At 49.6% G+C, this 15,052-nt stretch carries 9 protein-coding genes; 1 reads left to right on the top strand and 8 read right to left on the bottom strand.

The window, feature by feature from the left end; translation table 11 throughout:
- Window positions 1–513: 513 nt before the first annotated feature.
- The 6 genes from rpoD to fusA form a co-directional block, all read right to left on the bottom strand.
- Window positions 514–2,235: an RNA polymerase sigma factor RpoD gene (gene rpoD, locus Mal48_RS23810; RefSeq protein WP_145206446.1), complete on the bottom strand. Its 1,722-nt coding sequence runs from the start codon at window positions 2,233–2,235 to the stop codon at window positions 514–516.
- A 36-nt stretch (window positions 2,236–2,271) separates the two neighbouring features.
- Window positions 2,272–4,176 (bottom strand): DNA primase, encoded by a 1,905-nt coding sequence (gene dnaG, locus Mal48_RS20335; RefSeq protein ID WP_197441867.1) that lies wholly within the window; start codon window positions 4,174–4,176, stop codon window positions 2,272–2,274.
- A 426-nt stretch (window positions 4,177–4,602) separates the two neighbouring features.
- Entirely contained in the window at window positions 4,603–4,944 is a 342-nt protein-coding gene (locus tag Mal48_RS23905) for a type II toxin-antitoxin system PemK/MazF family toxin (RefSeq protein ID WP_145204075.1), read from the bottom strand.
- A 9-nt stretch (window positions 4,945–4,953) separates the two neighbouring features.
- Complete coding sequence (locus tag Mal48_RS23655) at window positions 4,954–5,214, bottom strand: hypothetical protein (protein WP_145204072.1); 261 nt, start codon at window positions 5,212–5,214, stop codon at window positions 4,954–4,956.
- Window positions 5,211–5,609, bottom strand: a complete 399-nt coding sequence (locus tag Mal48_RS20320; protein ID WP_145204070.1) for a DUF6941 family protein — start codon at window positions 5,607–5,609, stop codon at window positions 5,211–5,213. Before Mal48_RS20320 ends, Mal48_RS23655 begins: the two co-directional genes overlap by 4 nt.
- Window positions 5,610–6,059: 450 nt before the next feature.
- Complete coding sequence (gene fusA / locus Mal48_RS20315) at window positions 6,060–8,195, bottom strand: elongation factor G (RefSeq protein ID WP_145204067.1); 2,136 nt, start codon at window positions 8,193–8,195, stop codon at window positions 6,060–6,062.
- 1,049 nt (window positions 8,196–9,244) lie between these two features.
- Here fusA and Mal48_RS20310 point away from each other — a divergent pair.
- Window positions 9,245–10,819 carry a serine/threonine protein kinase gene (locus Mal48_RS20310; RefSeq protein ID WP_145204064.1) on the top strand — a complete coding sequence of 525 codons (1,575 nt, stop codon included), beginning with the start codon at window positions 9,245–9,247 and terminating at the stop codon, window positions 10,817–10,819.
- Between the two features lie 193 nt (window positions 10,820–11,012).
- Here Mal48_RS20310 and Mal48_RS20305 read toward each other — a convergent pair whose 3' ends face one another.
- Both Mal48_RS20305 and Mal48_RS20300 read right to left on the bottom strand, forming a co-directional pair.
- Window positions 11,013–12,599: a hypothetical protein gene (locus Mal48_RS20305; RefSeq protein ID WP_145204061.1), complete on the bottom strand. Its 1,587-nt coding sequence runs from the start codon at window positions 12,597–12,599 to the stop codon at window positions 11,013–11,015.
- Window positions 12,596–14,992, bottom strand: coding sequence for an ABC transporter substrate-binding protein (locus tag Mal48_RS20300; RefSeq protein ID WP_145204058.1), 2,397 nt, complete (start codon window positions 14,990–14,992; stop codon window positions 12,596–12,598). The genes Mal48_RS20305 and Mal48_RS20300 overlap by 4 nt, the downstream gene beginning before the upstream one ends.
- Window positions 14,993–15,052 lie beyond the last annotated feature (60 nt).

Genomic DNA, 15,052 nt, shown 5'->3' with positions numbered 1-15,052 from the left:
TAGAGCATTTTCAATGCTTCTCGTGTCCGCGAAGTACGTTTTCACGAGTCCATACGCTGATGCCACGAGACAGAGAACTGTTAAGACGAATTGTAGTAGATTTGCTCTATTGTATCTTTCGAATTGGTGTTCAGGTTCTGCCTCGTGGCGAGAAAACTCTGAAGTGTCGACACCGATCTTCACGGGCACACGCTAGAGTAAACTGCTCTAGCGAAGGTGTTTCCGTTAGTGATTTTATGAAACCTTAATAAAGATCACAAAGCGAAAAGACCTGTTCCGAAAGTTGAGCATTCGAAACAGGCCTTGAAGGATCTCTTCTGTTTGAAGCCGCAATACAAAACTTCGAGATGCAAGAGGTTCAAGAGGCCAGATAATTTAATGGTGGCTCTCATTCTCTAGCTCAAGTTCAATTGTTGACCGATACGGACACGACAAGCATTGGATGAAATGCCCTGCCCCTTGACCAGCGACTTTAATTGATCTCCGCTTTGGTTTCAGTCTGAATAGACCGCATCAATTGCCACCGTTGGCCATAGCGAGTCGTTCCAGAAAACCCTGCAATTGCTTCGAGCGGGCGGGATGTTGAAGTTTTCGAACCGCTTTCGCTTCGATTTGTCGAACTCGCTCGCGTGTCACTTTGAAAATACGTCCAACTTCCTCAAGGGTGTAGGTGTACCCATCACCCAGACCGTAGCGGAGCTTGATGATCTCTCGTTCGCGGTAGGTTAATGTTTTCAAAACCTGAGTAATCTGGTCCTTCAACATTTCCTGAGCCGCAACAGTGACCGGACTATGATTGTTCGGAGCTTCGATGTAGTCGCTCAAAAACGCATCTTCCGTCTCACCGACCGGCTTGTCGAGGCTCATGGGCGTGCGAGCCATGAGCAGGACTCGTTTCGCTTCTTCAGGGCTGACATCGGAAGCTTGAGCGAGTTCTTCAACGGTTGGTTCCCGTCCCAGTTCCTGAACGAGTTGCTTACTGATGCGACGCAACCGAGACATTGTTTCGATCATGTGGACAGGGATGCGAATCGTCCGTGCCTGATCCGAAATTGCCCGAGTAATGGCCTGACGAATCCACCATGTGGCGTAAGTCGAGAATTTGTAGCCTCGGCGATACTCGTACTTGTCGACGGCCCGCATCAGCCCGGTGTTTCCCTCTTGGATTAAGTCGAGGAAACTCATGCCGCGATTGCGATACCTTTTGGCGATTGAAACGACCAACCGCAGGTTCCCAGCCGACAAGTCCCGCATGGCCTGATCGTAGTCAGCGAAGCGAGCTTTGATTTCGTTGACTCGCTCAGTTAATGATTCTGGTGTCTCCAGAGTGAGTTGCATCAGGTCATTGAGTTCCTGCAAGGAGTTGGCGCGTTGCTCTTTCCGGAGGCGATCTCCAGAAAGTTCGCTGACGTCTGCCTGCAACTTCGTCATGCGAACGGCAATTTGCTCCAGCCTTTTGACGAGCGGTTGCAGTCGCTGAGTCCGCAGGCTGACCTCTTCCAGTAAGGTGGCGATTTTTCGTCGGCTCTGGTCGAGTCGGCTGAATTTTTCGTCCCGTTCGGTTTGTGATTTCGTTTCGTCCTGGAACTCTTTGAAGAATTCTCTGTTCTGACTCATCAACCGTTGAATCGTTTTCAGGTTATGCGGCAATCGCCCGAGAACCTGGTCCTTCTGAGTCCGTTCAGTCAGCGAGATTTTGATTGTCCGATCAAACGGCAATTCGCCAGCCTGAACTTTCAGCAGAACGTCGTAAGCTTCTTGGGTAATGTAATGGCATTCCAGCAGCGAACGGCGAAATCGCTTGCGGGAAAATTCGATTTTCTTGGCGAGATCAATCTCTTCCGATCGCGTCAGTAGCGGAATTTCGCCCATTTGCGAAAGGTACATCCGCACGGGATCATCGATTCTGCGGCCTCCGCCGGTCTCCTCGACCAGGCCGTTCATGTTGATCGTCTGTTTTTTCTTTGGTGTTTTCTTTTTAGGCGCAGCTTTCTTCGTTTTCTTCTGTTGTGCCTTTGAAGCTTCGTTCTGGACGGCCGATTTCGGCGCAGGCTTTACCTTGGACTCATCGACGATCGACAAGCCGAGGTCTTCCAGCGACAGCAGCAGTGCATCAATTTTTTCCGGACTGATTTCATTATTGGGGAGGTATTCGTTGACCTGTGAAAAGGTCAGATACCCTTGCAGTTGGCCCAATTCTGTCAGTTTGCGAAGGCTCTCATCCAGTCGATACATCATTTTTTCTCCGTATGGTCATTGCGGTTTCTAAAATTAGAAGCCGCTTTTCTTTGTCGCACGTTTTCGGTGAAACTCAGCAGCCTGAAGTAACAACTCATCTTCAGTTGCGACATCAGATCGGGTTTGCCCGTCCGTGGACTGTGAAAGCCGAATGCTCAAGTTGTCGCTGGAGTGACGTGCCTCATCTTTCTGCAGGGCTTCAATTGATTGCCTCAACAGTTGGGGGCACCCCTCTTCATCAACGTCGCTTTCACGTATCTTGTTTGCGAGACCTTTCGCGGATGCTTGCTCGTCTAACCAGACGACCAAACTTTTCAAATCTTTCTCGGGCATGTGGTCGAGTAATCCGGACAGAGTGAACTCGCCGTTTGCCCACGCATCCTGCGTACATTTGCGCAGAATCCCCTTCAGGATGCGATTCCGCATAGGCGTTGTGGAAACTGCATTCTCAACAATTTGGATCGTTTCCGGCACCGCCAGTACAATTTGTAGCAAGTCGCATTCCACTCGCTCTCTTGAAGAGAGTTGGCCATGAATAATTCGTTGCACCTCTTCGGTGAATGAACCTGGTGTGGCCGCATGATTTTCCACGTAAACTCGTTTTGGGCCACTCGATCGGACCTCATTCAGCAACCCTCGCACAGTCTCTTCCGGAACCGATGTCCGGTGTGCAAGATCTGCAATTAAGATTGATTCTCTTACCGAAGTTGACAACTTTGGGACCTGAGCGAGCACATTGAGCATTTCCGTCAACACACGCTCACGACCATCAATTGTGCCTGTTCCATACTTTCGCTTTGCCATCTGAAAGCGAAAATCCCACGCCTGCGGAGCGTTCTTGGACAATTCGCGGAACGCATCAGCACCATGTGATTCCAAAAAGTCTGCCGGATCAAGTTTGTCAGGAGGTGTTAAAATCCGCAGGTCCACATCCTGAGCCAGGAAACGCTCGACCGACCGGGACGCTGCATCCTGACCGGCATCATCTCCGTCGAAGCATAAAATCACTCGTCGAGCGAATCGCTTCAACACTGTTACCTGCTCATCCGTCAGAGCAGTCCCCATCGTCACGACTGCATTCTGAATCCCGTGTTGATGCAGGGCGATGCAATCGGTGTAACCTTCCACAACGATCGCCTGATCCTGATTCCGTATTTCGTCGCGCGCTAAATCGAGGGCATACAGCAACCGACTTTTGTTGAAGACAGGAGTCGCTGACCCATTTTTGTATTTCGAAGGACGTTCATCGCCCGGTAACAGCCGTCCACTAAATGAAACAGCTTGTCCCCGTTCATTGTGGATCGGAAAGATGATCCGGTGACCAAAAAAGTCGTAATAGCCGCCGTTGTCTTTCTTCGCGACCAGACAAACATCTTCCAGAAGTTGCAGCGGATACTTCCCCTGTGACTGCTTAATCAACCAGTCCCAACCGGAGGGATGGAAACCGAGTCGAAACTTCCGCATGGTCTCTTCATCAATCCCGCGACCATGCAGATACTTACGTGCAGGCTCAGCCTCAGGAGAATTGAGCAGAGTTCGTTGAAACAGGCTCTCTGCCCATTGCAGCACTTCAAACTGACGGGCGCGAGACGATTCCTGCTGCGGTGAGCGACCGCTCACGAACTTGGGGATTTCGAGATTGGCCCGACGAGCCAGAATTTCAACCGCTTCCGGAAACGTCACCGACTCCCGCTCAGTGACAAAGGTGAAGACATCCCCCCCTGTGCTGCACGACCAGCAGCGAAACGTTTGCCGTTCCGGATAGACTCGCATTGATGGGTTGTGATCATCGTGAAACGGACACAACCCGACATATTCCCGACCGCCGGAACGAGGCTGTAAGGCGACCGATTCGCTGATCAAACCGACAATATCGGTGTGAGAGCGGACCTCTTCTTTGAAATCCAGACTAGATTGATTGTTGGACAGGTTTGGCACCGACGACTCAGGGGCTGCAAATATGTGGACGCATTGAGTGTTACAACCGTCTCAAACCGTGTAGTTGTTTCATTTTGACGCCGGTTTGACAAGTAGACAGTCGTTCACACTTCTGTCGAGTCACAAGAACGGCGCACATGAGTCAACTCTACACGCCAATTCTCTCGAGTCAAATTTTGATTCGCCTGACCGTGCGAGAATAGAAGACCGCAACCCTTTACTCCGGAAAGACTTCAGAGTCGCCGCAGCCAGCCAGAACCCCCTCCCCGAACCCGACAGCCCAACCCGCACACCTCCCGATATCCTCCAATTGCACCCAACACAAAGCCTCCCCCCACACGAACTAGACACTTAGTAAATGTGAAATCAGGGCACTGCCTAGCACTTTGGTAGTATCTCAGAAAGGTTTGAACCAGGTAGCAATGTTCAGATTTGCAAGTTAGCCAATATCGCATCAAGAACACTTTGTGGGCAAACCCCTCCAATTGACACGATGTCAGCTTTCTCAATAGCGTGAACCCAGTCGCAGACTGCTACACACTCTTTGTATAGTCCAGTCTTTGGGTGTGGGGGGTTAGACTGCCAAGGTAGGGGAACTCTATTAGGCGGCAGCGGTTTGCTGAAAGTTCCCGTGGCGGCAACGACGACTAGCCTCTTTGCATTCTCAATTTGGTCAGTAGGAGTTACAAGAACTGCAGGACGACACTTAGTATTTCGTCCTGACTGATCACTTACAGAAACCCATAGGATGCTACCTTGTTGCAACACATTGCACCCCTAGATCGCCTCAAACGGGCACTCCTCTTCTCCATCTAGCCATTCCTTTGGGACTGGTGAAGCGTCAGCAAGAATCAGTAACTCCTCATTCGTAACAACTCGCTGAACAGTCATTCTTCCAGGTCGTTTTAGCGGCTTTGTGGATAGATGTTCTTTTATGGAATCGAAGTTCGGAAGCAAGGACACCGATTTCGGCATTTCATTGTGGGATGGCAAACTTACCCTCAATACAACGCTTGGTGATGCAATTGTTTGGCTCATTTGTCATTCTCCAGTACAATGATTCGCCGCTCGACTAGGAATTCTTCATTGGCGGATAACTGTAGCCGATATTCACCAGAGTGGACGAACTGCAAGTTCGTTGCGTGAAAATTTATCTCTAAAATCATTCTTGGGTCAACAAAGTCTGCTTCCACCTCTTGTGAAAAAATCGGCTCTCTTTCCTCGTCTACGTCAATCAATTCAAGTTTTACTTTCATTTTTCCACGACCATCAGTCAAGGCTGCGTAGACTGCCATGACAGGATGTACCAGTGGGAACTCTGCTCCCCCAATCATTGAGAAAGTCCCGATTATCGTCATCTTTCCTGTAGACGGATCGCGATGAACATAATCGGCCACAACCAAGGCCAATGGATATGGTGTAATAGCTTGCATTTCATTCTCAATATACACAGACACCCACTAGGTGCGCAAAGTTCATTCTCACTCGACCCTCACTAGAAGTCCAGTGTTCAAATGTTCATTTTGTTTTTGTGTGATTTAAGGAAATGCCCGCCTCTCGCATGGTGCAGCAAACTTATAGTCTACGATATGGGCCGTAGTCACTTGGATGGTTTCGCCCTCCTCGACTCTCCGCTATTTTGCCCGTCCCTTTGCGGCTTCAGTTTTCGGCTATCACCTTCGACTTCATCTCTCACTTCAACAGCACACTGCTGATTGTCTGGCCTAGCCTGAACTCTCGTAAGACTGGTTCAAACTTTGGCGCAGATCAATTCCGTCACCCACTCCGTGCAGGGCGTGGTAATATTGCTCAGGGGTGAACGCAAAGAAGCCCGAGAGGTGGCTCTCGGGCTTCTTGCGAAAAATCTCTAAGCTGATAAAGAATTACTTCTTCGCCAGGCGTTCTTCTTTTTCTTTACGACGTCGTTCCACGATTTCCGTTTGGATGTTGCGTGGGACTTGGCTGTAACGGGCGAATTCCATGCTGAAGCCGCCTTTTCCTTGCGTCATTGAACGCAATTCGTTGGCGTAGTCGAACATGTTTGCCAGCGGAACTTCCGCGACGATGTAACAGGTTCCTTCGCGAGTTGTGGCGGAGTTCACAACACCACGTTTACTTGAAACGTGGCCTGTGACTGAACCTTGATACTCATCTGGAATTTCCACTTCGAGCAGCATGATCGGCTCGAGCAACGCGACGCTTGCTTTCGTCAAGGCATCGCGGACTGCCTGCCATCCACATGTTTCGAATGCTTTCTCCGAGGAGTCCACATCGTGGTAGCTTCCGTCGTCGAGATCGACTTCAACGTAAACCACTTCGGCTTCAATCAATGGTCCCTTAACGAGGGCACGTTTGAAACCGGCGATGGCAGCTGGGATGTACTGAGCTGGAATACGTCCCTGGCTAATGTTGTTGTTGAAGACGTGCTCTTCTTCGGAGCCCTCTGGAAGTGCTTTCAACTTACCAACCACATGAGCGTATTGACCGGAACCACCGGTTTGCTTTTTGTGTTTGTAGTTGAACTCGTAATCCTTGGTCGGCATTTCTTTGTACGCGACTTTGGGCTCACCAATGGTGACTTCGCAACGATATTCTCGTTTAATGCGTTCGATGTAAACTTCAAGGTGAAGCTGACCCATCCCCGCAATAATCGTTTCGTTGGTTTCTGCATCAGTGCTGACATGGAACGTTGGATCTTCCCGGCGGAATCGCTCGAGAGCTTTTCCGAGTCGGTCGGCTCCTGTCCGGTCCGTTGGCTCGATGGAAAGACGAATCACGGGCTCTGGAACGTAAATGTTCTCCAGAGATAGATTCGCATCGTCCCCACAGAACGTGTCCCCCGATGCACAGTCAATTCCGACGACAGCGAAAATGTCACCTGCTTCGGCACTATCAATATCTTCACGGTCATTGGAGTGCATACGTACCAGTCGGCCAAACCGTACTTTTTGTCCGGTTCGGACGTTGGTGTAGCTTTCACCTTTGACAACTTTACCCTGGTAAATCCGTACATACGTCAACTGACCAAACTGTTCCATGACTGTTTTAAACGCCATGCAAACAAGAGGGTCGTCAGCGGAGTCGGTCAGGACAATTCGCTTGGCTTCGTTCTCTTGAATTTCACCCGCTGCGATGGCCTTTTCAGTGGCATCAACGTCAACGGCTGTGTTTTCCACATCGGTCGGACAAGGCAGGTACTCGGTGACGGCATCAAGAAGTTCCTGAACACCTTTGTTCTTGAACGCACTTCCGCACATGACGGGAGTGATGTCCTGAGACAGTGTTGCAGTCCGAATGACTTTGCGAATTTTGTCCGGTGAGACTTCTTTCTCTTCGAGAAGTGCTTCCATCAGTTCGTCGTCAAACATTGAGAGCGATTCGAGCATCTCGTGTCGATACTGATTCGCTTTCTCTTTGTATTCTTCGGGAACTTCGCTGATGTGGATTTCGTCACCCTGGTCGCCAGAAAACGTAATCGCTTCCATGTCGACGAGATCAATCATCCCTTCGAAGTCGACGCCTCCTCCGATTGGAATTTGAATCGGGACTGCGGTCACTTTCAGCTTGTCGGTAACTTGATTCACGACGCTGTAGAAGTCTGCACCGACGCGATCCATCTTGTTGACGAATGCAATTCGCGGAACTTTGTAGCGTTTCATCTGGCGGTCAACAGTCAGCGATTGGCTTTGCACGCCCCCCACAGAACAAAGTACGAGTACAGCACCGTCGAGAACGCGAAGTGAGCGTTCCACTTCCACAGTGAAGTCGACGTGTCCCGGTGTATCAATCACGTTGACGATATGGTCTTTCCACTGAACTTGAGTCGCAGCGGAGGTGATGGTGATTCCCCGCTCTTTTTCAAGATCCATGTGGTCCATAGTCGCGCCATCGCCACCACCCCGGACTTCTTCAATTTTGTGGATACGACCTGAGTAGTAAAGAATTCGCTCAGTGAGCGTTGTCTTTCCAGAGTCGATGTGGGCAGAGATACCGATGTTACGTACTTTTTTGAGATTCATGGTCACACCATGGTAAGAGGAAACTAAGTGGAGAACGTTTGTGTCTTGAGGAGGAATCTCCTCCAACAGCTAATTATCGGAGACCAACTCCGAAATGTGATTGTCTTCAGAGACCAGATTTCCAGGATGATTCTGTTTGGAGACCGGTTCCGAGGGTGTCGTGGTGGTTCGAGAAAATTTTCTCGGTGAGCAATAGTCACGAATTCTTTAAGCGGAGAGTCGGACTGTGGTTTGGAATAGAATCTGAACGAGATGGAGAACCGTCACGTCAAATCATGCATCCCCTCCGGTTCAGCTTTCACAAAGTCGGCATTCTCAGTCTGAGAATCTGCTTTGAAAGCTGTCCTGAGTTATCCTCGAACTGCTCGAATGGGGTTTTGCATAATGACAAACTCCGTCGTATGAAAAGGTCGCTCACGACCTTTTAAGAAGCCAGTACCATTTAACTAACGCTAACAAACTCTGAACGATCTTTTGTCGCTCTGGTCAAGAGTCAACGATGTCAAGAGTGATGTCACGCGTTCCAGGAAGTCTCGATCGCCCGAGAGAGCGACAATGAGATTCGAAGCGATATTATGTATTGATATTTCGTCTAGCGAATTCAAAAGTCAAATTTGATTTGAAGTTGATCAGATAGAAGCGAAATTTATTCGCTCGCACGAAACCAGAAAAGTGAAACACAACTTTTTGTGAGTGAAGGACTCAGCGAGTTCAATGATTCACGAAAATTCAAGTAATCGACAAGTTTTTATCTGTTGACCCCAAATTGAGTGCGCGGATGATATCGGTGTTTCAGTCTGGAGAAAAGAGGAAAACATGGAATTCGCTAAGGGTTTTCGATGTTTTTTCTTTATCCTCAGCTGAAAATACGATACTTTCATTGACAGGGGCGCACTTCTTGGATTGTAGCACAGGGTCACATGCATCCGGAAGAGATGCCTCTCTCAGGGTATCGTGCGATATGACAAAGTGCGGGAAGAGTTCTATCTTTAAGTAGGGAAAGGACTTACAGTTTTAAGCGTAAGTCGGATTCAACGGAGAAAATCGACGTGGCTCAACGGGCAAGGGCAAGTCGTCTCGTGGACGCGGATGAATTTATAGATTCCATTGAAAAATGTGGACTCATCGCAAATCCCGAGATCGATAACATTCGCAGGTCAATTCTTCCGCAATGTGGCAATCTTGAAGATTTTGCCAGAGCGTTGATCTCTGCTGGACACATTACGAAATTTCAGGCCACGGTCATCTCTCTTGGTCGTGCCCACAAGCTTGTGTTGGGCAACTATCTCTTAGTGCGGAAAATTGGATCTGGCGGCATGGGGGATGTGTTTTTGGCAGAGCACCGGCTCATGAAGCGAAAGGTCGCGCTGAAAATTCTCGCTGCAAAACTCATTCGAGATAAAAAAGCACTTCAACGGTTTCAACAAGAAGTTGAGGCAGCTGCACGGTTGTCGCATGTGAACATTGTCACTGCATTCGATGCAGATGAGGCGCTAGGCTACCACTTTCTGGTCATGGAGTATGTTGAGGGCAAAGATCTTTCGCTCTTCATTCGCTCTACCGGTCCGATGGGTGTTCAAAAAGCAGTGAAATGCATTTTGCAGGCAGCCCGCGGACTTGAGTATGCCCATGGACAGGGAGTGATTCATCGAGACATTAAACCGCATAATCTCTTACTTGATACCGAAGGGGTCGTGAAAATTCTTGACATGGGGCTGGCAAGTGTTGAGCAGGGTTCCGATGAGAAGCAGAAGGGGCTGACTGCCAGCGGGATCGTCATGGGCAGTGTGGACTTCATGTCGCCCGAGCAGGCTCGTAATACGAAAAATGCAGATGCGAGAAGCGATCTCTATTCATTGGGCTGTACACTTTATTACTTGCTAACTGCCAGGCCGATGTATCGCGGTGAGACGCCGGTTGAGAAAATTTTCGCACATCGGGACCAACCGATTCCTGACCTCTCTGAGAGAGTTGACGGGTTGCCACCGGCGTTGAAGGCGATCTTTGAAAAACTGGTCGCCAAGAAGCCCGCAGATCGGCACCAGTCAGCAACCGAATTGATTGAAGATCTGGAAGCATGTTTGTCGGGGAAGATCACACCTTCTGAGATTCGAATTGAAAACGAGGCCTTTCTGTCTTTCTTACGGACTCAACAATCGGAATCTGCTTTATCAATCGATGCTCTTCAGCCAAGCGGTTTTGCGGGTGATACCGTCTCTATTGCCAGTCAGAATACAGACTCTGATTCATATGCTCGACCACGTTCCTTGCTTACGAAATTGAAGGCCGACCCAAAAGTGAATCAATGGGCGTCCTGGAGTGTCGCCGGAGTCATGTTGATACTCTCCATGTTTCTCTTTCTTCCGCGAGGCGATGATTCAGCTGAGAAGGCGATCCTGTCACTTTCTATTTCAGAGCTTCAGGCGGTCGGAACTCAAATTGTGATCGACGGAGTTGAAGTCTCGAAAGTCAATTCAACAGGAGAGACGCGTCTCAAAGTTCCCTCGGATGAAAAGATTCACAAACTGGAACTTCTCCGGGATGGGCGTGTTTTGTACACATCGAGGTTCCGAGTCGCTCCGGGAAAACGAACGCCCATCAAAGTCATCTTGAAAGACAGGTAAAACGCTTTCAATCATTGTTGTGCACGTGTCGCCCTCTTTTATGACTTCATAGAACCAGTCCGAAAACCTCTGGAATAGAGCAGTTTGCTCTACCGTGTGCCCGTGAAGAACGCATTCCTCTAGTAAAAATGCTGTTCGCCACGAGGCAGAGTCCGGACTCCAATTCGAAAGCTGCTGTAGAAGCTGATTGCCATCACTTGCTGTTCTGGCGGTCTTCGTTCATTTCTCGACGGAATTCTGCGATGCGGAATGGGTCCAGATGTTTTGTTGCAGCGTCGGAGATTCCATCGCAAAGGCGTTTGACGCGAATTTCAGCGACACGATCTCGAGCAATCTTCGCTTTCTGAACGGCACGGACCTGTAAGGAATCGATTCTTCCGACGAATTGTTCCTGTGTTGGCAGGCCTTGAAGTTGCGCCAGGAATTTTCCGACATCATCCCATCGTTTTGCTTTCGCAGCCACACGCGTTCTCGCCATCAATACTTCACGCGTTGCGATGATGTCGATGAGTTCACTTTGCAGCAGTGCGACTTCACCCTCAACGCTGAGCCGCGCGGTGTCGTCAGGGACTTCGACTTCGAGCAATGGAGAATACCCCGGAATGAAGGGGACTTTTGCGAGTAAAGCCTGTCCGCTGTGGACGTATAAAAATTGCAGAGGAGATTTCTCCACGACCGGGACAGTGACGATTCCTCGTCGGTCCGTTTCGAGTTTTAAACGGTCCTCGACAGGGTCATCCTTTGAGGGGAAGCGGTCCATCACTTCACAGCGATACCCCACAAGAGGATTCTGCTTTTCTCCTCGTGGGTAGATCATGATTTCAGTCGCATCAAGGTGGGGACGAATACGCATCGCCATGATTTCCACACGCCGACGTTTGCCTGCGATCGGATTTCCAAACGCAGAAGTGACAGAAAGGCTGATCCGACTTCGCTCTACGGATTCGACTTTCATGTAGGTCCAGGGGAGTTCCTGAATCTTCTGGACTTCGCGTTTTCGATTCAGATACCGCAGGTAGGGAACGAGATAATCACCGACCTGAAACTGCTGCATGTTTTGATTTCGCGGAAGGAATTCTCCGCCTCGGACCAGGAACTCGATTTTCTCGTCGTTCACCACTTCCAGTTCAGCGAGTGGTCGAAACGCTTCTGAAATGCCTTCTCCCAGTGTGGCCACAAATTCTCTTCGGTCTGAAATCGTGGCTGTGTGTAAACTTCCCAAGGTTCGCGAGCTTGCGTCCCATTCTCTTACGAGAGCGGTGTATCGTTTTTCCTGGTATGACAGTGTGGCCAGGAAGATTTTGTCATATTCCGATTCCAGAAAGTCCTCGGGGGCCCAATTGTGTGGGAATGCTTTGAGTTGAACATCAGAAATCCAGGACGTTTCTTGTCCTTGTTTGACGTCTAATTCCCACATTTGATGGTACTGAGCCTGCAAATGACCTTTCAGGGAGGTCAACGTTCTCGAATGCATCGTTGCTGGAAGCATGGGATCGGCTTCGAATGAAACGATCACCCGCACGCGATACGGCTTCAGTATTTCCGGGGTCGGAGGTGGAGGGACAACGACTTCCTGCTTCTCATCTTTTTTGTCTTTCGCTTCCGCAACAGGTTTGGCTTCTTCATTGGCTGCTTCAGTTTTTATGGAAGCAGCAGGCTTGGCCTTCTCTGTGGCAGGTGCTTTTTCCTGCGCAGCCACAGGTGAGAATCCATTCGCAATCAGGAAGATTGCGAACAGAGGCGTAAGGAATAGTCTGACACTCCTGAAGGCGTGAATCATGGCAACTCCGTCTGGTACCAGGAATCAACGGACCAACGGTCGATTTGATCGTAACAGTGCATGAGCGTTTTAGGATAACCTTGAATGTTTTTGCGAATGACCGCATATCTCTGAAGTTCCCAAAGCGGGAAGACAGCTGTGTCGCTCCAGAGATGACGATGCAAGACCTGTAGTGCGGAAATGGCTCGGCTTTGCTCACTAGTGCGATCAAGTTGAATGAGCTCTTGTTTCAGCCAGTCAGGGTAGTCGCGTAAGTCGTCGAGTCGGGCGCGCTCTTCAATGGTCAGGAAGGGCCAGATGTCGACGAGTGGTTCGACCATTTGCACCGAGCGGTAAATGATGTCCCACTTTTCTGGACGGGGTTCATGAGCATACACCAGTGTGATATCGATTCCGATTTTCTTCCAGACAGCTGCAATCTCTTGAGCTGTTTTCTCGGCTGTCGGCCCAGGGGCGACAATCATTGTGAGTGGAGGAATTCCATCTTTGAGTTGCTTTCTTGAGGCAAGCAGCATGGCCAGTGCAGCTGAAAGATCGTAGCGGCGAGGTTCAACTAATATGTTGCGACCGGGATTAGAGGAAAGAAACGGAGTCGTGACCACCTTTCCGTTGAGTGCTTTAGGATCGCGAAGAACGATCTCTCGGAGCAAGGTCTCCCGGTCGACCGCATAAGCCAAGGCGGTTCGCAGCTCGCGGTTGCGGACGGGTTTGCTGGCTGGGTTGAACTGGAGGAGGTGAGTCTCGGGAAGCTGGTACGGTAAAATGAAGAATTTCTTCATGAATTCTTCGTCGTTTTGCATCCTGCGGATGATCCAGTCTGGCAAATCAGGGATCATTGAGATCTCACCACGAGTGAGAGCTTGTGCCGCTTTTTCATAAGAATCGTATCGTATTTCGATCAACTCAGCGATGTGATATTTCGGAAGTCCGTCCGGCTGTTCAATCTTCCTGTTGTAGGAGATTGAGTTGTCATCTTGCTTCAAGACCTGGAATCCACCCGGATCGCTGAGATCCTCAGACAAGGTCGTTTCATCCGTTGCAGAGACGGAAATGTTTGCCAGCAGGGGTTCGATTCGTGGAGGAACCCGGCGGAAACTCAGTGAAAATTCGGTTGGCGAGTGGACCTCAATCGATTCAACATACGAGCTGAGTCGTTCATCATACGCAGGATGACTGGGTGTTAATCGATTAATGAGGAGCGGAACAATATCGGCTGTGGTGACGACAGCTTGCATTTCGTACGGCTGACGAAATTGTTTGAGCGTGAATCGCATTTCGCGTCCGAGGTCAGTCGGCTCCCATTCATCGAAAAATCGAGTTCGATAATATGCCGTTCCGTCTCGTAGTCGTTCGAGTTCAAAAAGATTGAGCCGAGTGAGTCGTTGCTTGCGTAGATCCGCCGGGGAGAGAGCAAAGTAGGCGTCAGACTTTCCTGGCAAATCGACAACACCGACTTTCAGTTGTTGAAACCGTTCCGTGTGAGTTCGGTGTGATCCTTTAAGGCTGGGCGCGAGCGGCCAAATTTCTGCAGCTGACGAAATCAGTTCGGATGCTTTCTTGAAATCTCCGCTCGAACTTGCACTGTTGGCTTGCTCGACCAGTTCGTCTGTTTTTTCGATGAGCTGAGCACTGAAGGTGTTGTAAATATCGTGGTTGGAGAACCGTTGTCGCAGCCAATTCAGGTAGAACTGTGCCCGTGTGTAGTCAGAATCTGCAAGTGCTTTCTCAACGAGTTGTTGGACTGCATATCCGGATTGTGTACGCAGTCCGGGATAATTTTTATCCGCCTGATAAACCTCGTTCAGCAACATCAGGCTCGTTGCAGCATCCCCTTTTCCGATTCGATATTTCGCATCGGTGAAAATAATTTGCAGATGCGTTTCGTCCATGCCGGGCCAGACGTCCCAATTGCGACGGAGGCGATTCATCAGTTCGAGTGCGGGATCAATTTTGTTTTCTTCGAGCAGCTTATGAATTCGCCGCAACATTAAGTCTTCGTGGTGAATAATCTTCACGACTCGCTTCAGCGGGACTCGAAACTCAGGGTTTCCCTGGACGTCTGGTAGAGAGACATACAGGTGCCGCATCTCGTCGAGTTTTTTCGCGATTTCTTCTCGTTGGTTGGCAGGCGTTTTGTTGCGAACTTTCTCCAGCTCTTCGATTTCTGTTTGACGAATCTCAAGTGTGTCCGGGCGAGGAACAATCGATTCCACAGTCAGGACTCCGCCAGTGTTCAGCTCGATCCAATCGACTTCTGTATCGTTGAGGAGTTGCTGGACTGTGGGCAGTACCATCTCATCGATAGTTGGAAGCTCTTCTTCCTCTGGCGGCTGCGCATGTGCAGCCGTTGCCAGCAGGATGAATAAACAAATTGAAAACTGAAGAACTTTCATTGATTGCTTAGCTCTAATTCGCTCAGCCAAAGTCTGGGTGAGTAATTGTCATTGCACTGG

The organism is Thalassoglobus polymorphus (assembly GCF_007744255.1).
GTDB classification, from domain to species: Bacteria; Planctomycetota; Planctomycetia; order Planctomycetales; family Planctomycetaceae; genus Thalassoglobus; species Thalassoglobus polymorphus.
Note: the sequence above shows the minus strand (reverse complement) of the source record. Positions and strands in the feature narration are given on the sequence as shown.

What these genes read in the sequence shown, in the direction of transcription:
- rpoD (WP_145206446.1), bottom strand. Translation starts at nt 2,235, where the DNA reads ATGTATCGACTGGATGAGAGCCTTCGCAAACTGACAGAATTGGGCCAA.
- Mal48_RS23655 (WP_145204072.1), bottom strand. Translation starts at nt 5,214, where the DNA reads ATGAGCCAAACAATTGCATCACCAAGCGTTGTATTGAGGGTAAGTTTG.
- Mal48_RS20320 (WP_145204070.1), bottom strand. Translation starts at nt 5,609, where the DNA reads ATGCAAGCTATTACACCATATCCATTGGCCTTGGTTGTGGCCGATTAT.
- fusA (WP_145204067.1), bottom strand. Translation starts at nt 8,195, where the DNA reads ATGAATCTCAAAAAAGTACGTAACATCGGTATCTCTGCCCACATCGAC.
- Mal48_RS20305 (WP_145204061.1), bottom strand. Translation starts at nt 12,599, where the DNA reads ATGATTCACGCCTTCAGGAGTGTCAGACTATTCCTTACGCCTCTGTTC.
- Mal48_RS20300 (WP_145204058.1), bottom strand. Translation starts at nt 14,992, where the DNA reads ATGAAAGTTCTTCAGTTTTCAATTTGTTTATTCATCCTGCTGGCAACG.